Below are 24,601 nucleotides of genomic sequence, written 5' to 3' on the forward strand. Positions count from 1 at the left end.
GTGATCGGCGACTCCCTCACGCCCGCCGCACCACCCAATACAGAAATGATCAACCAACATTCAGCGGCAACCGCGTCGGTGGATCGAGGCTCAGGCCCAAACGAATAGGCCGCGCGATCCTGGCTGGCGGCGCGGGCCGGGGTGCCGGTGAGGCTCTGCCGGGGGTGGGCGCGGGCTCAGGACGGGCTGGGTGCCGGGGTCGCGGACTGAGTGGTAGTCGGGGTCGCGGACGGACCGGCGGTAGGAATCGGCGATGGCGACGGGTCTGGCTCCGGTTCCGCGCCGGCGATGACGTGCCGTTCCAGAGTGACCTGCGCCTGGCCGGTGCCGCCGACCCGGATATCGTCGTGCGCCTGCAACTGGCGCTCGGCGTCGAAGTACAGCACCGTCAAGGCCAGCGGCGTCGGCTCCTCGCCCTCCAGGCCGCGCAGTCCGGCCCCGCCGGTCGAACCCTCCACCATCAGCCGGGTCGGCTGCTCGCCGGGAATCTCGGCGAGCATCCGGACCTCCCGGTTGTGGGTGTGCCCGGCCAGCACCAGCGGACAGGTGCCGGACAGCGGGCCGGCGGACACCGGGTCGTGCACCAGGGCGATGTCGACCGGTTCGCCGGTGCCCCGGATCGTCGCGGCGAGCTGCTCGCCGACCCCGATCACCTGGTCGGTGGCCGGCTTGGACAGACCACCGTCAGCGGGGCTGGTCTGCTTGTCCGGGGTGAACCGGGGGTCGCCGATGCCGGCGATGGTCAGCCCGGCCACCTCGGTGACCTCGTTGTCGAGCACGACCGCGTTCGGCTGGCCGGCTACCGCCTCCTGGGTGCGGATCGAGTCGTGGTTGCCCCGGATGTAGACGTACGGCACCTCCAACTGCGCGATCGGGGCGACGTAGTTCGCCTCCGGCTCGCTGCCCCAGTCGGTGATGTCCCCGGTGTCGATCACCACGTCGATGTCGAACTGCTCGACCACGGTGCGGATCACCGGCCAGCCGGTCGGGTTGAGGTGCATGTCCGACACGTGCAGTACCCGGGTGCTGCCCTCGGCCGCCTGGTAGACGGGCAGCGTGGACACGGTGGTGTAGATCCGGCTGACGTTGCTGACGATGTGCTGCAGTTGCTCGGCGTACTGGCTGTAGTTGGTGGCGATGCGCTGCACGTCACCGACCACCGCCGGGGCGTTGACCAGCAGGCCCTCGTACCGTGGCTCCTCGATCGCCTCCGGTCGGATGGTCGCCGCCGCGACGCCGATGCTGCCGCCGGTGATCAGCAGCGCCAGGGTGCCGGACCAGGCGACCCGGCGGGTGTCGCGGAAGATCAGCGCGGCGAGGACCAACGTGGTCAGGACGGCGACGGCGATGGTACGGATTCCGAGACGCAGTACACCCTCGGTGACGTCGCTGACCACGGTGTGACTGGCCCGGGTGATCGCATTCGGGTCGTCGAGCAGGGCGAGGGTGCGGACCTGGTCGAGGGAGCCGAGCCGGATGGAGAGCTGGACCGGCCCTTCGTGGCTGTCCACGTGCAGCGCGCCGAGCGGCGGGATGGCCATGGTGGTGCCGCCGTCCACCGCGGGAGTCACCGACATCTCGGCCCGGAACGGGCCGATGTCGACGTCGGCACGGGCCCCGAGCAGGACTCCGATGACGACCCCGGCCAGACTCACCGCGACGACCGCGAGCGCCACGCCGATCCGCCGGGTCGCCCGTGACCGGGCGGCCCGCCCGAATCCGCGACCAGCGGTACGGCTGACCGAGCCGAGCCGTCGCCCGGCGCGCGCCGGCCACCGTCCGGAACGACCCGGCTGCTGGCCGGCGCGGCCCCGGTCGGCCGTTTGCTCGTCGCTCATGCTGAGATCATGCCTGTCTGATCGAAGGTGGGGAGGCTGGTGGGTCAGCTGCGCCCGGCTCCGCCGTCGGCGAAGACCAGCCGCAGGATACGGTCGTCCTCCGGGGCCGGTTCGCCCCGGCCGTCCTGGTTCGAGGTGGTCACCCAGACCGAGCCGTCTGGTGCCTGTACGATGGTGCGCAGTCGACCGTACTCCTCGGTGAGCAGTGCGCGGGGCTGACCGAACACCGTACCTGACTCGGTCAGCTCGACCAGCCACAGCCGCTCGCCGCGCAGACAGGCGGCGGCGAGGATCCGGTCCACCACGGCCGCCCCTGAGCAGGAGGACTCCTCGGTCGGCCAGACGACCAGCGGGTCGACGAATTGTCCGTCCCCGCCTTCACCCTCGACCTGTGGCCAACCGTAGTTTTCGCCCGGCTCGATCAGGTTGATCTCGTCCCAGGAGTTCTGGCCGAACTCGGTGGCGTACAGCCGGTCCTGAGCGTCCCAGGCGATGCCCTGCACGTTGCGGTGGCCCAGAGACCAGACCAGCGAGTCGGGGAACGGGTTGTCGGGGGCCGGCTCGCCGTCCGTTGTCATCCGCAGAATCTTGCCGCCGAGGCTCTCCTGGTCCTGGGACAGGCCGGTGTCCGAGGCGTCACCGGTGGTGGCGTACAGGAAGCCGTCCGGCCCGAAGGCGAGCCGGCCGCCGTTGTGGATGCCGGAGAGCGGAATGCCGGTGACGATCGGTTCCGGTTCGCCGCCCAGGGTCAGCCGGGCGATCCGGTTGTCCTCGGCGGTGGAGTAGTAGATGAACACCGTCTCGTCGGTGGCGTACTCGGGGGAGACGGTGATGCCGAGTAGCCCGCCCTCACCGCCGCCGTCGACCTGGTCGATGATCTGCACCTCGGTGACGTCCAGCCCGTCCGGGGTCGAACCGGGCCCGACCTGCAGAATCCTGGCGCTGTCCCGTTCGGTGACCAGCGCGGCACCGTCCGGCAGGAACGTCACCCCCCACGGCACCGCCAGTCCGCTGGCCAGCACGGTGACGGCCACCTGCTGATCGACGCCGCCGCCGGTCGGTGTCTCGGTCGGGGCGGGGAAAGTTGGGGGCGCGCCGGCCTGGTCCGGCTCCGGCTCGCCGAACGCGCAGCCGCCGGCGAGCAGCAGGGCGGTCAGGCTGGCGGCGGCGGTCGCTGTGGTCGCGGCGGTAGGGCGGCGCGACGAGCGGCGGTACGGCGGGCAAGCGTTCACCCGCACCAGACTAGCCCGCTGCCGGACATCCGCATCCGACGGCATCCCCGGAGCACTTAGGTAAGGGTAGCCAAATGGCATCGGGCGGTGTTAGGTAAGGGTTTCCAAAATTGCGAGAATTGAATACGCGCCATATATTCTGTCGTAGTGGACTACAGTTCTCCACAGTGACGACGACGCCACTGCCGGATGCTGCCGAGCTAGGAGGACCACCATGACCGCGATGATGGAGATGCCCCGGGTGCAGGAGTGCACCGCCGTGGAGTGCGCGTACAACCAGCACGAGGGCTGTCACGCCTTCGCCATCACGATCGGCACCGAGGCGGACAGCGCCAGCTGCACCACCTTTTTCGACATCTCGTCCAAGGGTGGCCTCGACGCGGTGATCGCCCAGGTTGGCGCCTGCAAGCGTGCCGACTGCCGGTTCAATGCCGAGCTGGAGTGTCGGGCGCCGGCGATCCGGGTCGGGCCGAGCCGGGAGACGGCCGACTGCATGACCTACGAACCGGCCTGACCGCCGTGCCACTTTCCTGCCCGTTCACCCGTGCCGTCGTAAGGCGTGCATCCGGGAGCCAGGATTCGAACAAGAACATTGAACGATGTGGTCTGATCGACAAGGCGGCGTCGAACGAGTAACATACTCGCAAGTAGTGAGCCGCTGCCTTGCGGGGCCTCGTACCGGATGATCATGTGATGTCCGGCCTGGGCGGGCCGGACCCGGAAGGCCCGCTATCGTCGGACCGGTGAAAGTCTGGATCCCCCACGCACACGGCCGACAACTACTCGGCCGGCTGCCTGACGAGGTGACCGTCGAGGTCGCCGCCGACATCACTCAGCTGCCGTCCGACCCCGCCGGCGTGCGGTTCTGGGTGCCTCCGTTCCTGGCCCGGCCCGGAGCGGCGGAGCTGGCCGGCAAGATGCCGGACCTTCAGGTGGTGCAGTTGCTGTCCGCGGGTGCCGATGCCTGGGTGGGGCGGCTGCCGCAGCATTTGACGCTCTGCGACGCGCGCGGGGTGCACGACTCGTCGACGGCGGAGTGGATTGCCGCCGCGATCCTCACCCACGTCCGCGATTTCGCCGGCTTCATCCGGGCCCAGACCCGAGGGGAATGGTCGTACGAGCGGTTCGCCCCGACCGACGAGCTGGCCGGCAAGCGGGTCCTCATCGTCGGTGCCGGATCGATCGGTGCCGCGCTGCGCGCCCGACTGACCCCGTTCGAGGTGGAGTTCACACTGGTGGCTCGTACCGCCCGGCCGGCGGAACAGGTGCACGGCGTCGACGAGCTGCCAGCCCTGTTGCCGTACGCCGACATCGTGGTGCTGATCGTTCCGCTGACCGACCGGACCCGGGGGATGGTCGACGCGGCCACGCTGGCCGCGATGCGTGACGGTGCGCTGCTCGTCAACGCCGCCCGTGGCCCGGTGGTCGACACCACGGCGCTCACCGCCGAGCTGTCGACCGGCCGGATCTGCGCGGTACTCGACGTGACGGACCCCGAACCGCTGCCCGCAGACCATCCGCTATGGAGGTTTCCGAACGTGGTGATCAGTCCACACATCGCCGGGTCGGTACGCGGTCTGCTGCCCCGCGCGTACGCCCTGGCAGGTCGGCAGGTCACCCGGCTGGTCGCGGGCGAGCCGCTGGACAACGTGGTGGTGGACGGCTATTGAGTCGGCGTGGCCGGTTCGTCGGTCGGTGGTGCCGCTGGCGGTGGTGTCGCCGGGGCCAGCGGTTGTCCGCTGGCAGCGATCAGCCGGGGCAGGTCGGCTGCCCGCACAGCGGGCAGCCGTACCTGCTCGCCGTCGGTGAGCAGGGCCACCGCCCGGCCTTGCGGGTCGGGCGCGAGCTCGGCCACCCGCGACCAGCCGATCCGGCGCTGGCCGATCAGTGCCCGCACCCGGAGCCCGGCCGGGTCGGCATCGGTTCCGGAGCGGACCGCCCAGATCGCGATCGCCAGCGGCAGCAGCAGGACCGGCAGCAGATACCAGCGGGCACCGGCCAGCGGCAGCGACCCGACGAACGCGATCACCGCCGCCAGCATGATCGCCTGGTGCGGCCGGAACCGGACAGTTACCCTGCGACTCATCCGACAATCCTGGCATCCTGCCGGTGAGTGTCGGCTGCCGGGTAGGCCAGGTGGCACCGGCGGGTGCGCGCCGCGAGACCCGGCCGGGTACACCGGGGCGGAAATCCGACGGAAATCTTCGGTGACCGCCCCGTAACCCGGCGCCAGGCTGGTTCGTTGTGACCGGCACAGAGGGCCGACCCGGCCCAGCTGTGCCCCGACCCCTTCCGTGGAGGCGACGGCCACCGTGCCTGAGGCGTTCCCCGAACCACCCCGTACCCGTCCCCGCCCCCACCGGGCCGAACCCCCCGGCTGGACCCTGCCCGCACAGGTCGGCGCCGCCGCGCTGCTGCTGACCGCAGGCACCGTTGGCCTGCTGACCGTCCCGGTCGCGGTGCTCGGCGCGGTGCTGTTCGGCGTCGGCATGCCCGGTTGGCGGCTGTCGCGGATGGCCGTCACCGCGCACGCCCGTACCGGGGAATACCGGGACTGTCGCGGAACCGGCCTGCTCGCCGTGACCAGCGTCGGCGGCGCCACCGCAGTCTGCGTCGCCGCCTTCAGCCCGCCGGCGGCCCGGACCGGCCTGGCGCTCAGCGGGCTCATCCTCGCCCTGGCCGGTCACCTCGCGGCGATTCTGCTGCTGCCGGGCATCGCCGAGACCTGGCGGCTGCGCCTTCGGCGGGTGGTCGACGGGCTGAGCCTGGGGATCAGTCTGATCTTCGCCGGATGGCTGCTGTCGCCGGTCGACACCGTGCCGTCGGCCGTGCTCTTCGTCGAGCTGAGCGTGATCGGGGCCGGATCGATCATCGCGGTCACCGCCCTGGCGGTATGGCGGCAACGCCCGGCGGTGCTGTACTGCGGCGGCGGCTCCGGCGCGGTGCTCATCGGACTGGCCGCCCCGACGGTCTGTTTCGCGTACGGCACCGCGGGCTGGCTCTGGTGCCTGGCGATGGCCCCGGCGCTCGGCGGCATGCTGCTGCTGGTCATCGGGGCGCAGCGGGCGCAGCGCGCGGGTTCGCGGCCGGTCACCCCGGTGCGCGGCCGGCTCACCGCGTATCCACTGGTGACAGTTCCGGCGGTGGTGGCCGCGCTGGCGGCCGTATACCACGTGGCGGCCCAGGGGTCGTTCGACCGTACGTCGGTCCTGCTCGGCCTCGCGGTGATCCCGACGCTGGTGATCCGGGAGATGATGGCCGCGGCCGACGTGCGGTCCTACGCCCGGCGACTGAGCATCCAGGAGGCGCACTTCCGGTCGTTGGTCTCCGGCGGCAACGATCTCACCCTGACCCTCGGCGACGACCTGCGGGTGCGGTGGCAGTCACCGGCCGCCGCCCGGCTGTTCGGGCTGGCCGACGCGCAGGTGCTCGGCCGACCGTTCATCGAGCTGATGCATCCCGAGGACGTCCCCGAGGTGATCATGGTGCTGACCGGGGTGGTGACCGGCCGGCTGGTACCGACCGGCCGGACCCCGCTGGTCACCGCCCGGCTACGGGACGGCCACGGCCGGTGGCGGGACACCGAGTCCACCGTGTCCGATCAGCGGACGGTGCCTGAGGTCGGAGCGCTCGTGGTGCACGTACGCGACGTGGGGGAGCGGGTGCACCTGGAGCGGCGGCTGTACAAGCTCGGCTTCACCGACCAGTTGACCGGGTTGGCGAACCGCCGGGAGCTGATGCGCCAGATCGCCAACCAGCGGGACCTGCCCGGCCACCCCGGTGCGTTGCTGATCATCGACCTGCACGGCCTGGTCGGCGTCAACGAGCAGTACGGGCGGGAGGCCAGCGACGCGGTGCTGGTCGAGGTGGGGCGGCGGCTGCGGGACACAGTGGAGCCGGACGATGTGGTCGCCCGGCTCAGCGGCGACGAGTTCGCGGTGATCACCGTCGCCGGCCCGATGCTGGCGTACGGCACCGGGGCGCGGCTGGTCGCGGCGCTGCGCGAGCCGTGCCAGCTGCCCGGCGCGGTGGTTGCGCTGCAGACCAGCATCGGCATGGCCGAGGTGGCCGGCGGCGCCGGGGCGGACGATGTGCTGCGCCGGGCGGATCTGGCTCGCCGCCGGGCCCGCCAGCTCGGTCGCAACCGGGTCGAGTGGTACGACTCCTACCTGGAGCAACAGCTCGTTCGGCGGCTGGATCTGGAGCGGGAGCTGCCGGGTGCGGCCGAGCGGGGCGAGTTGGACGTGGTGTACCAGCCGGTGGTGGACCTGGTCGACGGCAAACCGGTGGGGGTCGAGGCGCTGCTGCGCTGGCGCAGCCCGGTGCTCGGCACGGTGCTGCCGGCCGAGCTGCTCGCCGTGGCCCGGGAACTGTCGCTGCTGGGCCACATCGGCCGGTGGGCGCGGGCCACCGCCTGCCGGCAGTTGGCGTCCTGGTCACGGGAGGGGCACGGGCTGTGGCTGTCGGTCAACGTCGCCCCGGCCGAGTTGGCCGCGACCACCTTCGTAGCCGACCTGTTGGCCATGCTGGCCGCACAGGGTGTCGGGCCGGAGCGGCTCGTCGTCGAGGTGGCCGAGTCGCTGGTCGCCGAGGAGTTGGCGGCCGCCGAGAATCCGCAGATCCTCGCGCAGTTGGCGAACCTGCGGGCGCACGGGGTGCGGATCGCGTTGGACGACTTCGGCGCCGGTCAGGCGTCGATCGCCCAACTGCGGCGGCTGCCGCTGGACGTCGTCAAGATCGACCGGTCGCTGGTCGCCGGCGCCGGTGCCGGCCCGGACAGCGTCCACCCGATGCTGGAGGCGGTGGCTGGGCTCGGCCGGCGGTTCGGGCTGGAAATCGTTGCTGAAGGGCTGGAGACGGACGGGCAGGTGAGCCAGGCGCAGGTGGCCGGCTGCCGGTTCGGTCAGGGGTACGCCCTGGTCCGCCCCGCACCTGCGGAGCGGACCGAGGCGTACATCGCCGACTTCCCCACCCCGTCGCACTGACCCGATCGGCGCAGGTCAGACGCGGATGGGCGCAGGTCAGGCCGCGTAGCCGGGCATCGGGTAGCCGGCGAGCAGGTCGGCGACCTCCCCGGCGATCCGGTCGAGGGCGGCGCCGTCGTCCTTGACCGCCGCGGTCACCGCGTCGTCCAGCCAGGAGGCGACCTGCGGCATCTGCACCTCGGTCAGACCGCGGGTGGTCAGCGCGGCGGTGCCCAGCCGGATGCCGGACGGGTCGAACGGCTTGCGCGGGTCGTACGGCACCGTGTTGTAGTTCAGCTCGATCCCGGCCCGGTCCAGCGCCTGCGCGGCCGGCTTGCCGGCGACGCCCTTGCCGGTCAGGTCGGCCAGGATCAGATGGTTGTCGGTGCCGCCGGAGATCAGTTCGAAGCCCCGGTCGACCAGCGCGGCGGCCAGCGCCTTCGCGTTGGCGACCACCTGGTGGGCGTACCGGCGGAAGTCGTCGGTGTCGGCCTCGCGCAACGCGACGGCGATGCCGGCGGTGGTGTGGTTGTGCGGGCCGCCCTGCAGGCCGGGGAAGACTGCCTTGTCGATCGCGGCGGCGTGCTGTTCGGTGGTGAGGATCATCGCGCCGCGCGGGCCGCGCAGCGTCTTGTGGGTGGTGGTGGTGACCACGTCGGCGTGGCCGATCGGCGAGGGGTGCGCGCCGCCGGCGACCAGGCCGGCGATGTGCGCGATGTCCGCGACGAGCACCGCGCCGATCTCCCGGGCGATCTCGGCGAAGGCCGGGAAGTCGATGGTCCGCGGCACCGCCGTACCGCCGCAGAAGATCACCTTCGGCCGTTCGCGGCGGGCCAGGTCACGTACCTCGTCGAAGTCGATCCGGCCGGTGTCGCGGGAGACGTTGTAGCGGACCGAGTTGAACCACTTGCCGGTGGCCGACACCGACCAGCCGTGGGTGAGGTGCCCGCCCATCGGCAGCGACATCCCCAGCACGGTGTCGCCGGGGGAGAGAAAGGCGAGGTACACGGCGAGGTTGGCGGGGGAGCCCGAGTACGGCTGGACGTTGGCGTGGGCCGCCCCGAACAGCGTCCTGGCCCGCTCGACGGCGAGCGTCTCGATCGGGTCGACGAACTGCTGGCCCTCGTAGTAGCGCCGGCCCGGGTAGCCCTCGGAGTACTTGTTGGTCAGCACCGTGCCGCTGGCCTCCAGCACGGCGGCGGAGACGTAGTTCTCCGAGGCGATCATGCGCAGCTTGTCGTGCTGGCGGCGGGCCTCACCCTCGACGAGGGCGGCGAGCTCGGGGTCGGTGGCGGTCAGTTGCGGGATCTGCGGTACGTGCACGACGTGCCCTCCTGGGGTCGGGCGGCTCCGCCGGCCGGGGCGACCCGGGCATGACGGTGCCGTCGACGGTGCACCCAGGCGCGCGGCGCACGTCGGTGGTCGCTCCCCGGTGGTCGGTTCCACCTTCGCTGCGCCAGTCGCGTGACCGGTCCGAGCATAACCCGCGGTGGTCGGCGGGTCGGGCAGACCCTGACGGTACGCGGCGAGATCTGTTGGTGTTTGCGCCGTCAAGGTTTCGGAAACTTAACCGGTTCACTGTCCGTTACGTGGCGGTGCGGTGCTGCCCCGCGGGGTCAGGTGCGGCGTCTCGTCCTGGTACGCCTGCGTCGGCTCACCGGCGATCGTCGCCAGCAGTTGCCGCGCGGCGTGTGCACCGTACGCCGGGATGTCGCGGCCAAGCGCGGTCAGCGGCGGATGCACCAGCCGGCACAGCGGCGAGTCGTCCCAGGCCACGATCGACAGGTCACCCGGCACGGCCAGCCCCATCTCCTGGGCCACCGCCAGGCCGGCGATCGCCATCACGTCGTTGTCGTAGATCATCGCGGTGGGGCGGGCCGCGGTGCTGAGCAGCCGCCGGGTCGCCCGCGCGCCCTCCTCTCCGGTGTAGTCGGACGGCACCGTGACGCACTGGTTCAGGCCGAGTCGGCGGCAGACGTCGGTGAACGCGTCCGCGCGGATCTCGGTGTGCAGTAGTCCGGGCAGGCCGCCGACCCGGGCGATCCGGCGGTGCCCCATCGCGACCAGGTACTCGACCGTCTCGACCAGGGCCGACGCGTCGTCGGACCAGATGCTCGGCAGCGAGCCGGTGTGGTCAGGGCCGCCGATCACCACCGCTGGCAGTTGCAGCGTCTCCAGTGCCGGCACCCGGTCGTCGTCGACCCGAAGGTCGCAGAGGAACACGCCGTCCACCCGGCGCTCACCCCACCAGCGCCGGTAGACCGCGATCTCGGCCTCGGTGTCGGCTACCACCTGCAGGGTCAGCGCGTACGACCGGGCGGACAACTCGGCCTCGACACCGCTGATCAGCTCCATGAAGAACGGCTCGATACCGAGGATCCGGGCCGGGCGGCTCAGCGCCAGGCCGACTGCGTTGGCGGTGGCTCCGGACAGGGCGCGGGCGGCGCTGTTGGGGTTGAACCCGATCTCGGCGGCGATGGCGAGGATCCGCTGCCGGGTCGCCTCGGACACTCCCGGCTGGCCGTTGAGCGCGTAGGAGACGGCGCCCTTCGAGACGCCTGCTCGGCGGGCGATGTCGGCGATGGTCGGCCGTTTCACCGGCGGCGCTCCTTCGGGGTTCGTTTCGGCTGGCCTTGCCCGGTTAAGTCTGCTGCCCGAAACGATATCCGGTGTCGGCCGGGCCCAGCGGCCACCCCGTCCGAGGGCACCGAGGTTACGGGTTGGCTACGGCGTTAACCAGCCATTGACATGCGTTGACGTCGCTCGTACGGTGGCTTAACTTACCCGGTTCAGTCGATGCTCCTCGATGTCTGGAGGGTCTCCAAGTGTGTTCGGAGGATGGGATGAAGCGGCGTTGGGCCCCTTGGACACGTACGGCGGCGGTCGGCGCCGCCGGCGCGTTGCTGATCGCCGGCTGCAGCGGCGAACCCGGTGGCGGCAGCGACGACGGCGGCACCACCCTGACCATCGCGTTCTGGGGCGACTTCGGCCTCGACGACCTCAAGGCCGCGTACGAGGCGGAGAACCCGGGCGTGCGGATCAACCTCAACTCCGGTGAGTACAACGCCCAGCACGAGGACCTGCAGAAGAAGCTGATCGCCGGGTCCGGCGCCGCCGACATCGCCGCCATCGACGAAGGGTTCGTCGTCCAGTTCCGCGAGCAGGCCGACAAGTTCGTCAACCTGCTGGACAAGGGCGCCGGCCAGTACGAGGAGCGCTACCTCGACTGGAAGTGGCAGCAGACCCTGTCCGCCGACGGAACCACCCAGATCGGCCTCGGCACCGACGTCGGCGGGTTGGCCATGTGCTACCGCACCGACCTGTTCGCGGCGGCCGGGCTGCCGACCGAACGGGACGAGGTCTCCGCCCTGTGGCCCGACTGGGAGTCGTTCGTCGCCACCGGTGAGGAGTACGTCGCGGCCAGCGGCAAGAAGTTCGTCGACTCGGCCACCAACATCTTCAACCCGGTGCTCGGCCAGCAGCCGGTCGGCCTCTTCGACACCGGCGACAACCTGGCCATGCAAGGCGGTCCGAAGGTCGCCTTCGACACCGCCGCCGCCGTCGTCGGCGCCGGGCTGTCGGCCAACCTCGCCGCCTTCTCCCCGGAGTGGAACAACGGCTTCGTCAACGGCGACTTCGCCGTGCTGGCCTGCCCGGCGTGGATGATGGGCCACATCCAGAACACCGCCCCCGACACCGCCGGCACGTGGGACGTGGCGGCCATCCCCGGTGGCGGCGGCAACTGGGGCGGCTCGTTCCTGACCATCCCAGCGCAGGGCGGCAACGTCGACGAGGCGTACAAGTTCCTGGAGTGGCTGATCCAGCCCGAGCAGCAGATCGAGATCTTTAAGAAGGTCGGCAACCTGCCGTCACAGCCGGCGCTCTACGAGGACCCGGCGATCGTCGAGTTCTCCAACCCGTTCTTCAACGACGCGCCGGTCGGCCAGATCTTCTCCGCCACCGCCGCCAACCTCACCCCGCAGTACCTCGGCCGTAAGAACGGCCCCGTCCGGGTCGCGGTGGAGAACGTCCTCAACCGGCTGCAGAGCGGTGACCTGGAAGGCAAGCCCGACGAGGCGTGGACGGAAGCCATCGCGGAAGCCGAAAAGGCGACGAACGCGTAACCGCTCGCAGGCCGCGAGCCGCGCGTGCGGCTGAACCTGGAGGCAAACCATGTCCGCAACCCGCGCCGCACCGGCACCACCACCACCCGAGCCGACCTGGCGCAACCGGATGCACCGCTTCGACATGCGGTACATGCCGTACATCCTGATCTCCCCGTTTTTTCTCCTATTCATCGCCTTCGGGCTCTTCCCGATCATCTTCAACGGCGTGGTGGCGCTGCGGCACTGGCGGCTGGACAACGCCGACCTGACCGGCTGGGCCGGGCTGGAGAACTTCCGGCGGCTGTTCACCGACGACAGCTTCTGGAACGCGCTGTACAACACGTTCGGCATCTTCCTGCTCTCCACCGTGCCGCAGCTGTTCCTGGCTCTGGTCATCGCGTCGCTGCTGAACCGTAAGCTGCGGGCGCAGATCTGGTTCCGGGTCGGCATCCTGCTGCCGTACATCACCCCGATCACCGCGTCGACGCTGCTGTTCGCGGTCTTCTTCGCCCGCGACTTCGGTATCGCCAACTGGGTGCTCGACGTGCTGAACCTACGCGGCGAGGCGCCGATCGACTGGCGGTCCAGCAAGGCCGCGTCGTGGGTCGCCATCGCCACCATGGTCAACTGGAAGTGGATCGGCTACAACGCGCTCATCTACCTGGCCGCGATGCAGTCGATCCCGCGTGACATCTACGAGGCGGCGGCGGTCGACGGCGCCGGCCCGTGGCGGCAGCTCTGGCGGATCACCGTGCCGATGATCCGGCCGGTGGTGGTCTTCACCGTGATCCTGTCCACCATCGGCGGGCTGCAACTGTTCACCGAGCCGATGCTGTTCGAGCAGAACTCGCAGGCCGCCACCGGCGGGTCCAACGGCCAGTTCCAGACCATCGCCCAGCTGATCTACAAGGTCGGCTGGAAGGACCTCAACCTCGGGTACGCCGCCGCGATGTCCTGGGCACTGTTCCTGATCATCGTGATCATCGCGGTCGTCAACGCGCTGGTCGCCAACCGGCTGGGCGGAGGCCGCAAGTGAGCAGTAGAACCGTCGGCCGTGCCCCGGCCAGCACGCCGGGCAGCTTCTGGAACTACCTGTTCCTCAGCCTGGTCATCCTGTTCTCCGCGTTCCCGCTCTACTGGATGGTGGTGATCGCCAGCGGCACCGACGCCGACCTGGCGAAGATCCCGCCGCAGCTGCTGCCCGGCGGTCAGCTGCTCACCAACCTGAACGAGGTCTTCACTCTCAAGAACGTCTACTTCGCGCAGTCGCTGGGCAACAGTTTCATCGTCTCGTCGGTCGTGACGTTCTCGGTGCTGTTCTTCTGCTCGCTGGCCGGCTTCGCCTTCGCCAAGCTGCGGTTCGCCGGCCGCAACGCGCTGATGGTCGTCGTGGTGCTCACCCTCACCGTGCCCAACCAGCTCGGCGTCGTCGCCCTCTACATCCTGATGGGCGAACTCGGCTGGAACGGCACCCTGGTCGCGGTCATCGTGCCCGGCCTGGTCACCGCGTTCGGCGTGTTCTACATGCGGCAGTTCATCCTCGAAGCGGTGCCCGACGAGCTGATCGAGGCCGGCCGGATCGACGGTGCCACCACGCTGCGAATCTACTGGAGCGTGGTGCTGCCGGCGGTCCGCCCGGCGATGGCGGTGCTCGGCCTGCTCACCTTCGTGGCCACCTGGAACGACTTCCAGTGGCCGCTGATCACCCTCGGCGGCACCTACTACCCGACGTCGATGGTGGCCCTGTCCGACCTGGCCAGCGGCAACTACGTGCTGTACCGGCGGGTGCTCGCCGGTGCGTTCGTGGCGACCATCCCGCTGTTGATCATGCTCTTCATCGGTGGTCGGCAGATCGTCCGGGGAATCATGGAAGGCGCCGTCAAGAACTGACCCGGCGAGCACCCGTACCGTGGCCCAGTCCCGATCCAGCACTAGTGAGGTATGGCATGAACTCCGTACGACCGCTCCACGAGGGCTGGACCGTACGACCGGCCGACGGGTCCGACGTACCCGACGGCGTCGGCGACCACAGCGTCCCCGCAGCCGTACCGGGCTGCGTCCACACCGACCTGCTCGCCGCCGGCCTGATCCCCGACCCCTACCTCGACGACAACGAGACCCGGCTGTCGTGGATCGGCCGGACAGACTGGGTCTACGAGACCACGTTCGACTGGGTCGACCCGGGTGACCACCGGGTCGACCTGGTCTGCGCCGGCCTCGACACCGTCGCCACCGTCACCCTCAACGACGTCGAGCTGGGCCGCACCGCCAACATGCACCGCGGCTACCGGTTCGACGTCCGTACGGCACTGCGCCCCGGGCGCAACACCCTGCGGGTACGGTTCGACTCCGCGTACCGGCACGCCGAAGCGGTCCGCGACCGGCTCGGCGACCGGCCCAACGCCTACCCGGAACCGTTCAACTTCATCCGCAAGATGGCCTGCAACTTCGGCTGGGACTGGGGCCCGAACCTGGTCACCGCCGGCATCTGGCAGGAGATCGGCCTGCACGCCTGGAGCGTCGCCCGGCTGGCCACCGTCCGCCCCCTGGTCACCGTCGACCACACCGGCGGCCCGACCGGCGAGGCGCAGGGCCGGGTCGAGGTGCACGTCGACGTCGACCGCGCCGACGGTGCCGACGCCCCGCTGACCGTGGTCGCCGCCGTCGCAGGGGCCCGCGCCGAAGCGGTCGTCCCCGCCGGGCAGCGCAGCGCCGTCGTAACCCTCACCGTCGCCGAGCCCGAGCTGTGGTGGCCCCGAGGGTACGGCGAACCCGCCCGCCATGCCCTCGACGTCACCCTGCACCGGGCCGACGGCAGCACACTCGACACCTGGCAGCGACTGATCGGCTTCCGGTCGGTCCGCCTCGACACCACCGCCGACGCCGCCGGCAGCGCGTTCACCCTGGTCGTCAACGAGATGCCGGTCTTCGTCCGGGGCGTCAACTGGATCCCCGACGACGCGTTCCCCACCCGGGTCGACCGGGCCCGCTACGCCCACCGGTTCGCCCAGGCGGCCGACGCCGGCGTCAACTTCCTGCGGATCTGGGGCGGCGGCCGCTACGAATCCGAGGACTTCTACGACCTCGCCGACGAGCAGGGTCTGCTCGTGGGGCAGGACTTCCTGTTCGCCTGCGCCGCGTACCCGGAGGAGGAGCCGATCGCGGGTGAAGTGGCCGCCGAGGCCCGCTACCAGGTCGCCCGGCTCACCCCGCACCCCAGCCTGGTGCTGTGGACCGGCAACAACGAGAACATCTGGGGCTGGCACGACTGGGGCTGGCAGGAGATCCTCGACGGACGCACCTGGGGGCTCGGCTACTACCTCGATGTGCTGCCCGGCATCGTCGCCGAACTCGACCCGACCCGTCCGTACTGGCCGGGCAGCCCGTACTCCGGCCGCGACGACCTGCACCCCAACGACCCGGCGCACGGCACCATGCACATCTGGGACGTGTGGAACACCGACGACTACCTTAAGTACCGGCAGTATGTGCCCCGGTTCCTCGCCGAGTTCGGCTACCAGGGGCCACCCGTGTACGCCACCCTGCGCCGGGCGATCAGTGATGACCCGCTCGCCCCCGACTCACCCGGCATGGCCCACCACCAGAAAGCCGCCGACGGCGACCTGAAACTTCAACGCGGCCTCGACGCGCACCTGCCCGCTCCGCGTGACTTCGACGACTGGCACTACCTGACCCAGGTCAACCAGGCCCGCGCGATCGCCGTCGGGGTGCGGCACTTCCGCTCCCACCGGGGCGTCTGCATGGGCACCATCCTGTGGCAGCTCAACGACTGCTGGCCGGTCACCTCGTGGGCCGCCGTCGACGGCGACGGCCGCCGCAAACCCCTGTGGTACGCGCTGCGCGACGCCTACGCCGACCGGCTGCTCACCATCGAACCCCGCGACGGTGGGCTCGCCCTGGTGGCGGTCAACGACACCGGGGCCGACTGGCACCCGCAGACCGACGTCACCCGGCTCACCCTGGCCGGCGAGCCACTGGCCAAGATCGGCTACCAGCTGGCCGTACCGGCCCATTCGGCGGTCACCGTGCCGCTCTACCCAGACCTGGCCACCACCGGCGAACCACGCCGCGAGCTGCTGCTCGCCGACGCGGCCGGGCAGCGGGCCTGGTGGTTCTTCGCCGAGGACAACGAGATCGACTACCCGGCGGCCGGGTACGACGCGACGGCCGCACCGGTCGACGGCGGGCTGCGGGTCACCGTCACCGCCCGGACCGTCCTGCGTGACCTGACCCTCTACCCGGACCGGCTCGACCCGGCCGCCGAAGTGGACCGGGCACTGGTCACCCTGCTGCCCGGCGAGTCGACGGAGTTCGTGGTGCGCACCGGGGTCGAGCTGGATCCGGCGGCGCTGACCCGCCGGCCGGTGCTGCGCTGCGTCAACGACATCGTCAGCGACACCCCGGCGGCCGGCGCATGAGCGCCGGCCCGGCAGCGGTCGGTCCGGCGGCGGCCGACCCCGCCCCCGGCCCGGTTCTCGCGGTCGACGTCGGCGGCACCAAGCTGGCCGCCGCCGTCGTCGAACCCGACGGCACCATCGCCGTGCAGGGCGCGGTGCCGACCCCGGCCGGCGGGGACACCGCGACCGTCACCGCCGCCCTGCACCGGGTGGTCCGCCAGGTCGTCGGCGACGGGCACTGCATGGCGCTCGGCGAACACTGGCGCGGCGGCTACCCCGGCCGCGCCCTGCTCGGCATGGTGGTCTCCACCGGCGTCGGCGGCGGACTGGTCATCGACGGCCGGGTCCACCCGGGCGGCAGCGGCAACGCCGGACACATCGGACACATCGTGGTGGACATGACCGGCCCGGCCTGCCCCTGCGGCGGGCGCGGCTGCGTCGAGGCGATCGCCAGCGGTCCGGCGATGGTCCGCTGGGCCGTCAACCAGGGCTGGACGCCGGGGGAGCGGCCGGGCGACGCCCGTACCCTCGCCGAGGACGCCCGGGCCGGCGTACCGCTCGCCGTCGCCGCGTTCGGGCGGGGCGCGACCGCCCTGGCCGCCGCGGTGGTCTCCGCCACCGCGTTGGTCGACCTCGACGACGTCGTCATCGGCGGTGGGGTGGCCGCCGCCGGTGACCTGCTCTTCGCTCCGCTGCGCGCGGCCGTAGCGGAGTTGGCCGGGCTCGACTTCGTCCGCCGGGTCCGGATCCACACCAGCAGTCTCGGCAACGACGCGGGGTTGCTCGGTGCCGCCGCACTCGCCCTGGAGGCCGCAGCGCGTCAGTGACCTCCACCGCTCCACGGTCAGGAGAACCCCGTAATGCGCCCACGCTCCGCCGGCCTGCTGCTCGCACTGGCCGGGCTGCTGCTCACCGCAGCGGCAGTCCCGGTCCAGGCCGCACCGCCGGCCCGCCATCCCGGCCATCCCGGTACGCCTGGTACGCCGACCGCCGGGTTCGTCACCCGGCACGGCGACGACCTCAAACTCGACGGCCGGAAGTTCCGGTTCGCCGGCAGCAACAACTACTACCTGATGTACAAGTCGCCGACGATGGTCGACGACGTGTTCGCCGACGCCAAGGCAGCCGGGTTCACCGTGCTGCGTACCTGGGGGTTCCTCGACATCGGCAACGCCGACGGCTCCGACTCGGTCGCCGGCCCGGCCGACGGGGTCTACTTCCAGTACTTCGACGGCGAACGGCCGGCGTACAACGACGGCCCGGACGGCCTGCAACGCCTCGACTACGTCCTCGCCGCCGCCCGCGAAGCCGGCATCAAACTGGTGGTCCCGCTGACCAACAACTGGCGTGACTTCGGCGGCATGGACCAGTACGTGCGCTGGCGCGGCGGGCAGTACCACGACGACTTCTACACCGATCCGGTGATCCGCGGCTGGTACAAAGACTGGATCAGCCATGTGCTGAACCGCACCAACACCATCACCGGCGTCAGGTACAAAGACGATCCCACGGTGATGACCTGGGAGTTGGGCAACGAGCCGCGCTGCAAGGGCTCCGGGGTCTACCCGCCGTCACCGGACTGCACCACCGACACGCTGACCGGCTGGGCCGACGAGATGACCCGGCACGTCAAGTCGGTCGCGCCCCGGCAGCTGGTCAGCGTCGGCGACGAAGGCTTCTTCTGCGACGATCCGACCAGCGCCGACTGGACCACCAACTGCGGCGAAGGCGTCGATAGCGTCGCGCTGAGCAAGCTGCCCGCCGTCGACGTCGTCTCGTACCACCTCTACCCGGACCACTGGGGCAAGGACGCCGCCTGGGGCACCGAGTGGATCACCCGGCACGCCCACGAGGCGAGGAAAGTTCGCAAGCCGGTGATGCTCGGCGAGTTCGGCATCCACGACAAGTCGACCCGCAACGTCGTCTACCGCGAGTGGACCGACGCGGCGATCGCCGGCGGCACCAGCGGTTTCCTCTACTGGATCCTCTCCGGCGTGCAGGACGACGGCAGCCTCTACCCGGACTACGACGGTTACACCGTCTACTGCCCGAGCCCGGTCTGCACCACGCTGTCCAACGCCGGGGCGGCGGTGCGCGGCGACCGCCGGCCGTGGCCGCCGGTCGCCGACCACGACACCACCACCGTCGAGTTCGGCCAGGTCGCGACGCTGCGGCCGGCGGCCAACGACATCGCCCACCGGGGTACGGTCCGCGCCACCACGATCGACCTGGACCCGACGGTGCCCGGCCAGCAGAAGCAGGTGACCGTCGCCGGCGGCGAGTTCTCGCTCGGCGGCGACGGGGCGGTCACCTTCACCCCGGCGGACGGCTTCGCCGGTCGGGCCACCACCCACTACCAGGTGTGGGACCGGGCCTGGCGAGCCTCCAACGTCGCCGACCTGGTCGTCACGGTGAAACCCGACCCGGCCGGGGTGCAGACGCTGTTCTCGTTCGAGGCCGGCACCGACGGGTGGGGGCCGCCGTCGTGGGAGCCGGGCGTCGGCAGCGTCGCCCAGTCAGACGCGTTCGCCACCGACGGGGCGTACGGGCTGCGGGTCGACTCGGTCACCGGCGGCTGGTTCGGCACGTCGTTCCCCGAGCCGGTCGACCTGTCCGGCCGGGTCACCCTCAAGTACGACCTGCGTACCGACCCGTCGGTGGGGACCAATGCGGCGATCGCGGTGCAGACCGGTCCGTCCTACACCTGGTGCCAGTCAACGTTCACCTGGCTGAACCAGGACTGGACCGGCACCGCCGAGATCGACCTGCTGACCGAGATGTCGTGTGATGCCGAGGCGCTGGCCGACGTGCGGGAGTTCTACGTCTACGTCAACCCGGGCTCTGTCCACCTCGACAACATCCGGGTCGAGTAGGACGGCGCGGTCACCGGTACGCGTCGAGCCCCGGCCGCCGTCGGCGTGGGGCCGGGGCTCGTCACGTCGTTGCTGACCTGCTGATCCTACGGCTCAGCGGAGCGTGGGTGCCTCAGCGACGAAGGAGCGCCAGGCGGTCGGGCCGAAGGCGAGCGTGGGACCACCCTGGTCCTTGCTGTCGCGGACCAGGATGCGACCGGGAAGGTTGTCCGCCACCTCGACACAGTCGCTTCCGTTGCTGTTGCTGCGGCTGGACTTGCGCCACGCCGGCTCGGTCATAGTTCCTTCACCAACTTCAAGATCATGTCTCGCGACTGGTCGCGCGGCAACGCAACACCACTCAGAGCCTGCCAGGCCTGTTCGAGGGTGGCAACCCGCTTCGGATCGGTCACCAGGCGGCCCTCCAACTGGTCGTCGACATAGCCGACGGTGCCGCCGGTCTCGGCCATGCTGGCGAGCATGAACGGCCCGTTCTGCCCGGGATGCAAGCCGGCGGAAACCGGGGCCACCTGCACCAGCACCCGCGACCGGGTGCTCATCTCGGCGATGTGCTCCAATTGCTCCCGCATGATCACGGGGTCTCCCCGGCGAAGTCCGTCCTCGTCGATGATGAACTGACACACCGGCGGCTCCTCCCGCTCGAACACGGCGGCCTGTCGCGTCATCCTGAGAGCGAGGTACTCGTCGGCCTTAGCGGGAGTTAGCAGGCCGCTGTGCAGGATGGCCCGGGCGTACGCTTCCGTCTGGAGCAGTCCAGGGATGATCTGGCACTCGTACCGCCGAATTGCGGAGGCCTCCTGCTCCAACTCCGGTAGCGCCCGGAACCAGTCCGGTGGGATGCTCTTGCGGGCGTTCTCGGAGAGTTCCTTGATCAGCGGGGCGCTGCTGAACACCTGATCGATGTGGTCTGCCGTGTCGGGCATCGGTATCTGTCGACCGGTTTCGAACTTGGCGATCAACGACGTCGAGACGCTTAGACCGCATCTCATTTGGGGTTGCTGTAGCGCTGGGTGATTCGTTGGGTCGGTATGGGTGATGTGGAGAAGTACTGCCCGGACTCGTTGTGGCACCTCGCGCAGCCGTTGCTGCCCGAGCATCCGAAACGCCATCAGGGCGGCGGCCGGCGACGCATCGACGACCGGAACGCGCTGGCGGCGATCCTGTACGTCCTGGACTCCGGCTGCGCCTGGGACGAACTACCGGAGTCGTTCCCGATCTCGTCGAAGACCGCGCACCGCCGGTTCACCGAGTGGGTCGCTCAGGGAGTCATGGCCGCGTTCCACCAGGCGACCCTCGACGTACTCGGCGCCGCCGGCCGCGTGGACTGGTCACGGGCCAGCATCGACGCCATGCACGTACGGGCGGTAAAAGGGGGGACCTGACCGGACCCAGCCCGGTGGACCGAGGCAAGCCAGGCTCCAAGATCCACGCGGTCAGCGACCGCAACGGGATCCCGCTGCACGCCGACATCTCCGCCGCGAACGTCAACGACCAACAGTTCCTCGAGGAGATGGTCGACGCCATCACACCGGTGCGTCAGCCGGTCGGCCGGCCTCGCCGACGGCCCGTGAAGCTGCACGCGGACAAGGGCTACGACTACCGCCACTGCCGGGACACCCTCGCCCGACGGGGCATCAGGGCACGCATCGCCCGCAAGGGCATCGAGTCCTCGAGACGGCTCGGCCGCCACCGCTACGTTGTCGAACGCTGTCTGGAGTGGATCACCCGGTTCCGGCGCCTCGCCCGCCGCTACGAACGCAAGGCTTCCCACTTCCTCGGATTCGTACAGCTCGCCTGCGCTGTCATCTGCTACCGCCGAGCAGCCCGTCTCAACCTGTTGACCAGCGACAACCCCAAATGAGATGCGGTCTTAGTCGCTGCGCCAACTGCTCCTGTGTCATGCCGCCATTGAGTGAACGAAGAAACCTGAGCACCTGCGGAATGCCGTTGCTGCTCACTGCTGCTTGTCCTTCCGGCCCGTATCGGGGCAGCTTCCTACCAGGAATCGACTGCCTTGCGTGCCGGTATCTTCTCTCGTCGTGCCCACATAGTCCAGGGTGGAGACGAAACTTGTATTGATCATCTTCGTCCAATTCCGTTCCGGATCGGAGATGCTCGTCGAGCTTGATGCCAGAGGTGAATCATGATGCACCTGTGGCATCAAGCTCGCGGAGACACCTTGGGTCCGCAGAGCTGGCACGGGCACTCCACCAGCAGGTCAGCCGCACATCTGGCTGACCCGTCGGCGGCGCACCCGGCTGACGGGCCGGCGAAAAGTTGTTGGTCCTCGGCCGGCCGCCGCCTCTCACCCGTGTCCGGCGACGTCGCCGGACGTCCCGCGCCCCGGGCGGGCCGGGACCCGGTTGGGCGTCGACTCACCCGGCACGGAGAGGGAGAGGCTGGAGGACCAGATGATCTACACGACCAAGTTCGGGGTGCTGGCGCGGCGGTCGACCTGGCGGTGGGGCACCGTCACCTTCGTCGCCGCCGCCGTCCTGGGCGTGCTGCTCGCGGTGGTGTTGGCGGCCTGCGGCCCGTCCGGGTCGGGGCGGATCGGCGCGGCGTCAGACGGTGGCCAGGCGTCCGGGGCAGCGGGGCTCGGTGGCGCGCCGACCGGGGGCGGCGACAGCGGGTCGGCCGGTAGCGGCGAGCCGCAGACCGGCGGCACCGGCGACGATGCCGACGGCAGCGACCCGGGTGGTGGCGGCACCGGCGACGATCCTGACCACCCCGACGGCGGGGGTTCCGGCGACGATGGTGACGACGGCGAGCCGGTGCCGACCGTGCAGCCGGCCGCCGAGGACTGTGTGACGTACGACCCGGCGAACCTGACGATCGAGCAGAGCGGCGACGCGTGGCGGATGCGCGACGGCGGCCACGCCATCAAGCTCTTCGCCACCAAGACCGACGCCGAGGACGGCGTCAAGGTGGCCCGCAACTGGACCCGGCTCTGCTTCATCGGCCGGGGCAACGACCGCGCCGACCGGCACCGCTACATCATCACCTACTTCCAGGGCCCGTCCGGGCTGCCGTTCGGCCCCGCTCCGCACTTCGACTGCATCGCGTACGACCCGGCGGAGCTGGCGGTGCACGGACCCGACGGCGACGGCTGGGGGCTGCGGGCCGCGGCCACCCCGCTGCTCTTCCTGGCCAGTGCGGCCGACGCCGAACGGGCCCGGCTGGTCGCGGCCGGCAACACCCGGCTCTGCCTCATCGGCCACGGCAACGGGCAGCCCGACCCGTCGCGCTACCAACTGGAGTATTGGCGACAGTGACGATCCGTCCTCGACCGCGCCGCCTAGCATTGCCCGGGTGGACGATCGCGCCATCGTGGGCGGGCTGGGTGACGGTGGGCCACGGGGGCCCGACAATGCCTCCCACAAACACGCCAACCGGCTGTACACGTACTGCCGGTTCGTGCTGCGCGACGCGGACGGCGCGGCCGACGCCGTCCACGACACGTTCGTCCTGGCCGGTCAGCGGGCGGCGCAGCTGCGCGACCCGGAGCGGCTGCGCCCGTGGCTGTACGCCATCGCCCGCAACGAGTGCCTGCGGGTCATCCGTGGCCGGCGACGGCAGTTGCCGCTGGACGAGGTAGGCGAACTGCCCGCCACGCCGGTCGACCCGGTGACCGGGCTCGGTGCCGAACAGCTACAGGAGCTGGTCCGGTCGGCCGCGGCCGGGCTGAACCCCGGTGACCGGCAGGTGATCGAGCTCGCCATCCGGCACGACCTGTCCGCCGCCGACGTCGGTGCCGTGCTGGGGGTTTCCGACAGTCACGCTCACGCCCGGCTGTCCCGGGCCCGGACCCAACTCGAACGGGCCATCGGCGCGTTACTGGTGGCCCGCACCGGTGCCGACGACTGCCCGACCCTCGGTGAGCTGCTGCGCGGCTGGGACGGCACGCTCACCGTGTTGCTACGCAAGCGGGTCAGTCGGCACATCGAGTCCTGCCCGACCTGCGCCGACCGGCGCCGCCGGCAGGTCAGCCCGGCCGCGTTGTTCTCCGCGTACGCGACCCTGCCGATGCTCGTCGTACCGGCGGAACTCTGGCCCCGGCTGGAGTTGACCAGCGCCGCCGCCGGGCAGGCGGCGACCCGGGCGCGGATCGAGCAGCGGGCCGGCCGGTTCGACCCGGCCACCGGCTTCCCCCGCCGAGGCGAGCCGCGCCGAGGTCGGCTGCTGGCCGGCCTGGCGGCGGCCGCGGTGCTGGCCCTGCTGATCGGTGGTGCCGTGGTGGTGGTTCCCCGGCTGGCTACGGTCGACGACACCGCCCGGTTGGCGCCGGCCGGGTCGCCAGGTCTGGCCGCGCCACCGACCACGCCGTCGGCCAGCGGTGCGCCGACGGGCACCCCGGGCGAACCGGCACCGACGACGCCGACACCGACCGCGCCGGCCGGTGGCGCTCCCGAGCCGAGCGGCCCCGCCGAGCCGGCGCCGCCGCTGACCGTCCAGGCCGAGGCGCGGGTCTCCTGCACCGGATCCAGCCGCTACCGGAATGCGGGCCAGTGCTCCGGCCTTCAGGCCGGGGGTGAAGGCCCGCGCTGGGAGGGCCGCCAGGGCCCGAGCAGTGCTCTAACCTGGCCGGTTCTGCTGCTCGATGTACTGCGTCACGATGCTCAGCGGCGCGCCGCCGACGGAGCCGGCGAAGTACGAGCCCGACCAGAGCTTGTTGGCCCGGTAGTAGTGGCGTGCGAGGTCGGGGAACTCCTGCCGCGGGTGGCGCGACGGGACGCCCTTGAGTGAGTTGACCAGGCGGGAAACGGCGACTTTGGGTGGGTGGTCGACCAGCAGGTGGACGTGGTTGTCCTCGCCGTTGAACTCGACCAGCTCGGCCTCGAAGTCGCGGCACACGTCCCGCATGATCTGTTCCATCCGGGTCAGGTGCCGGTCGGCGAACACCGTGTGCCGGAACTTCGTCACGAGAACCAAATGAACATGCATCGCGAAGACACAGTGCCTGCCGGTACGGATACCCTCACCTTCTGCCATAGACCAACATGATATCGTGTGGTTCGTGCAGCTCCGGTACCAGTTCCGGGTCTACCCGACACCCGGCCAGCAGATCGCGCTGGCGAAGGCGTTCGGATGCGCCCGGGTGGTGTTCAACGACGGGCTGCGCGCACGGCGGACCGCCCACGAGCAGGGCCTGCCGTACATCTCGGACGCC

The 24,601-nt window shown here is 70.7% G+C and carries 20 protein-coding genes, 1 pseudogene and 1 riboswitch; of the genes and pseudogenes, 13 read left to right on the forward strand and 8 right to left on the reverse strand.

The features are described from left to right. Positions 1 to 176: 176 nt before the first annotated feature. Both ACXAHD_RS21055 and ACXAHD_RS21060 read right to left on the reverse strand, forming a co-directional pair. Complete coding sequence (locus ACXAHD_RS21055) at positions 177 to 1,838, reverse strand: metallophosphoesterase family protein (protein WP_475052649.1); 1,662 nt, start codon at positions 1,836 to 1,838, stop codon at positions 177 to 179. Positions 1,839 to 1,882: 44 nt separating this feature from the next. Then, entirely contained in the window at positions 1,883 to 3,115 is a 1,233-nt protein-coding gene (locus tag ACXAHD_RS21060; RefSeq protein WP_475052652.1) for a PQQ-dependent sugar dehydrogenase, read from the reverse strand. 169 nt (positions 3,116 to 3,284) lie between these two features. On the opposite strand from ACXAHD_RS21060, the gene ACXAHD_RS21065 reads away from it, so the two are divergent. After that, positions 3,285 to 3,584, forward strand: coding sequence for a DUF1540 domain-containing protein (locus ACXAHD_RS21065; RefSeq protein ID WP_123600394.1), 300 nt, complete (start codon positions 3,285 to 3,287; stop codon positions 3,582 to 3,584). 229 nt (positions 3,585 to 3,813) lie between these two features. Further along, on the forward strand, positions 3,814 to 4,740 hold the full coding sequence (locus tag ACXAHD_RS21070; protein ID WP_281553790.1) for a 2-hydroxyacid dehydrogenase: 927 nt from the start codon (positions 3,814 to 3,816) through the stop codon (positions 4,738 to 4,740). Here ACXAHD_RS21070 and ACXAHD_RS21075 read toward each other — a convergent pair. Further along, the gene (locus tag ACXAHD_RS21075) at positions 4,734 to 5,156 is read right to left on the reverse strand and encodes a PH domain-containing protein (RefSeq protein ID WP_281553791.1); all 423 of its coding nucleotides are present in this window, start codon (positions 5,154 to 5,156) and stop codon (positions 4,734 to 4,736) included. The two genes, ACXAHD_RS21070 and ACXAHD_RS21075, sit on opposite strands and share 7 nt — an antisense overlap. A 226-nt stretch (positions 5,157 to 5,382) precedes the next feature. On the opposite strand from ACXAHD_RS21075, the gene ACXAHD_RS21080 reads away from it, so the two are divergent. Continuing rightward, the gene (locus tag ACXAHD_RS21080) at positions 5,383 to 8,055 is read left to right on the forward strand and encodes a putative bifunctional diguanylate cyclase/phosphodiesterase (RefSeq protein WP_475052659.1); all 2,673 of its coding nucleotides are present in this window, start codon (positions 5,383 to 5,385) and stop codon (positions 8,053 to 8,055) included. A 36-nt stretch (positions 8,056 to 8,091) separates the two neighbouring features. Here the strand turns inward: ACXAHD_RS21080 and ACXAHD_RS21085 are convergent, their stop codons facing one another. Beyond that, complete coding sequence (locus tag ACXAHD_RS21085) at positions 8,092 to 9,357, reverse strand: serine hydroxymethyltransferase (protein WP_281553793.1); 1,266 nt, start codon at positions 9,355 to 9,357, stop codon at positions 8,092 to 8,094. 65 nt (positions 9,358 to 9,422) lie between these two features. Further along, positions 9,423 to 9,507: riboswitch (ZMP/ZTP riboswitch) on the reverse strand. A 102-nt stretch (positions 9,508 to 9,609) separates the two neighbouring features. Then, positions 9,610 to 10,632, reverse strand: coding sequence for a LacI family DNA-binding transcriptional regulator (locus ACXAHD_RS21090; RefSeq protein ID WP_281553794.1), 1,023 nt, complete (start codon positions 10,630 to 10,632; stop codon positions 9,610 to 9,612). 245 nt (positions 10,633 to 10,877) lie between these two features. On the opposite strand from ACXAHD_RS21090, the gene ACXAHD_RS21095 reads away from it, so the two are divergent. From ACXAHD_RS21095 to ACXAHD_RS21120, 6 genes are read left to right on the forward strand one after another with little or no spacing between them, the layout of a single operon-like run. After that, positions 10,878 to 12,158 (forward strand): extracellular solute-binding protein, encoded by a 1,281-nt coding sequence (locus tag ACXAHD_RS21095; RefSeq protein WP_281553795.1) that lies wholly within the window; start codon positions 10,878 to 10,880, stop codon positions 12,156 to 12,158. A gap of 49 nt (positions 12,159 to 12,207) precedes the next feature. Beyond that, the gene (locus ACXAHD_RS21100; RefSeq protein WP_475052664.1) at positions 12,208 to 13,176 is read left to right on the forward strand and encodes a carbohydrate ABC transporter permease; all 969 of its coding nucleotides are present in this window, start codon (positions 12,208 to 12,210) and stop codon (positions 13,174 to 13,176) included. After that, positions 13,173 to 14,030 carry a carbohydrate ABC transporter permease gene (locus ACXAHD_RS21105; RefSeq protein WP_281553797.1) on the forward strand — a complete coding sequence of 286 codons (858 nt, stop codon included), beginning with the start codon at positions 13,173 to 13,175 and terminating at the stop codon, positions 14,028 to 14,030. Before ACXAHD_RS21100 ends, ACXAHD_RS21105 begins: the two co-directional genes overlap by 4 nt. A 56-nt stretch (positions 14,031 to 14,086) precedes the next feature. Next, positions 14,087 to 16,579 carry a glycoside hydrolase family 2 protein gene (locus ACXAHD_RS21110; protein WP_475052668.1) on the forward strand — a complete coding sequence of 831 codons (2,493 nt, stop codon included), beginning with the start codon at positions 14,087 to 14,089 and terminating at the stop codon, positions 16,577 to 16,579. Then, the gene (locus ACXAHD_RS21115; protein ID WP_281553799.1) at positions 16,576 to 17,385 is read left to right on the forward strand and encodes an ROK family protein; all 810 of its coding nucleotides are present in this window, start codon (positions 16,576 to 16,578) and stop codon (positions 17,383 to 17,385) included. The genes ACXAHD_RS21110 and ACXAHD_RS21115 overlap by 4 nt, the downstream gene beginning before the upstream one ends. Before the next feature lie 33 nt (positions 17,386 to 17,418). Beyond that, positions 17,419 to 19,431 (forward strand): cellulase family glycosylhydrolase, encoded by a 2,013-nt coding sequence (locus ACXAHD_RS21120; RefSeq protein WP_475052671.1) that lies wholly within the window; start codon positions 17,419 to 17,421, stop codon positions 19,429 to 19,431. A 93-nt stretch (positions 19,432 to 19,524) separates the two neighbouring features. Here ACXAHD_RS21120 and ACXAHD_RS21125 read toward each other — a convergent pair whose 3' ends face one another. Next, a complete protein-coding gene (locus ACXAHD_RS21125) occupies positions 19,525 to 19,710 on the reverse strand; it encodes a DUF397 domain-containing protein (RefSeq protein ID WP_278167694.1) in 186 nt (61 codons plus the stop codon). Further along, positions 19,707 to 20,354, reverse strand: coding sequence for a DUF5753 domain-containing protein (locus ACXAHD_RS21130; RefSeq protein ID WP_475052674.1), 648 nt, complete (start codon positions 20,352 to 20,354; stop codon positions 19,707 to 19,709). Before ACXAHD_RS21130 ends, ACXAHD_RS21125 begins: the two co-directional genes overlap by 4 nt. A 105-nt stretch (positions 20,355 to 20,459) precedes the next feature. Here ACXAHD_RS21130 and ACXAHD_RS21135 point away from each other — a divergent pair. The 3 genes and pseudogenes from ACXAHD_RS21135 to ACXAHD_RS21145 form a co-directional block, all read left to right on the forward strand. Continuing rightward, positions 20,460 to 21,292, forward strand: a protein-coding gene (locus ACXAHD_RS21135) for an IS5 family transposase (protein ID WP_475052676.1) whose coding sequence is annotated in 2 segments (ribosomal slippage) — positions 20,460 to 20,796 and positions 20,796 to 21,292 — 834 coding nt in all. Because the reading frame shifts where the segments join, the coding sequence is not laid out codon by codon here. 550 nt (positions 21,293 to 21,842) lie between these two features. Continuing rightward, positions 21,843 to 22,706, forward strand: coding sequence for a hypothetical protein (locus ACXAHD_RS21140; RefSeq protein ID WP_475052678.1), 864 nt, complete (start codon positions 21,843 to 21,845; stop codon positions 22,704 to 22,706). 55 nt (positions 22,707 to 22,761) lie between these two features. Then, positions 22,762 to 23,244: pseudogene (locus ACXAHD_RS21145) on the forward strand (RNA polymerase sigma factor); the annotation flags it as partial. Between the two features lie 762 nt (positions 23,245 to 24,006). Here ACXAHD_RS21145 and tnpA read toward each other — a convergent pair. After that, complete coding sequence (gene tnpA, locus ACXAHD_RS21150) at positions 24,007 to 24,423, reverse strand: IS200/IS605 family transposase (protein WP_475052680.1); 417 nt, start codon at positions 24,421 to 24,423, stop codon at positions 24,007 to 24,009. A gap of 25 nt (positions 24,424 to 24,448) precedes the next feature. Here tnpA and ACXAHD_RS21155 point away from each other — a divergent pair. Beyond that, positions 24,449 to 24,601: helix-turn-helix domain-containing protein (locus ACXAHD_RS21155; protein ID WP_475052685.1), on the forward strand; the 153-nt coding region annotated here is incomplete at its 3' end.

This window comes from Micromonospora sp. ABR4_055 (genome assembly GCF_056160425.1).

Coding starts and splice junctions, on each gene's coding strand:
- ACXAHD_RS21055 (WP_475052649.1), bottom strand. CDS start 1,838: ATGAGCGACGAGCAAACGGCCGACCGGGGCCGCGCCGGCCAGCAGCCG.
- ACXAHD_RS21060 (WP_475052652.1), bottom strand. CDS start 3,115: ATGCCGTCGGATGCGGATGTCCGGCAGCGGGCTAGTCTGGTGCGGGTG.
- ACXAHD_RS21065 (WP_123600394.1), top strand. CDS start 3,285: ATGACCGCGATGATGGAGATGCCCCGGGTGCAGGAGTGCACCGCCGTG.
- ACXAHD_RS21075 (WP_281553791.1), bottom strand. CDS start 5,156: ATGAGTCGCAGGGTAACTGTCCGGTTCCGGCCGCACCAGGCGATCATG.
- ACXAHD_RS21095 (WP_281553795.1), top strand. CDS start 10,878: ATGAAGCGGCGTTGGGCCCCTTGGACACGTACGGCGGCGGTCGGCGCC.
- ACXAHD_RS21100 (WP_475052664.1), top strand. CDS start 12,208: ATGTCCGCAACCCGCGCCGCACCGGCACCACCACCACCCGAGCCGACC.
- ACXAHD_RS21110 (WP_475052668.1), top strand. CDS start 14,087: ATGAACTCCGTACGACCGCTCCACGAGGGCTGGACCGTACGACCGGCC.
- ACXAHD_RS21115 (WP_281553799.1), top strand. CDS start 16,576: ATGAGCGCCGGCCCGGCAGCGGTCGGTCCGGCGGCGGCCGACCCCGCC.
- ACXAHD_RS21120 (WP_475052671.1), top strand. CDS start 17,419: ATGCGCCCACGCTCCGCCGGCCTGCTGCTCGCACTGGCCGGGCTGCTG.
- ACXAHD_RS21125 (WP_278167694.1), bottom strand. CDS start 19,710: ATGACCGAGCCGGCGTGGCGCAAGTCCAGCCGCAGCAACAGCAACGGA.
- ACXAHD_RS21130 (WP_475052674.1), bottom strand. CDS start 20,354: ATGCCCGACACGGCAGACCACATCGATCAGGTGTTCAGCAGCGCCCCG.
- ACXAHD_RS21140 (WP_475052678.1), top strand. CDS start 21,843: ATGATCTACACGACCAAGTTCGGGGTGCTGGCGCGGCGGTCGACCTGG.
- tnpA (WP_475052680.1), bottom strand. CDS start 24,423: ATGGCAGAAGGTGAGGGTATCCGTACCGGCAGGCACTGTGTCTTCGCG.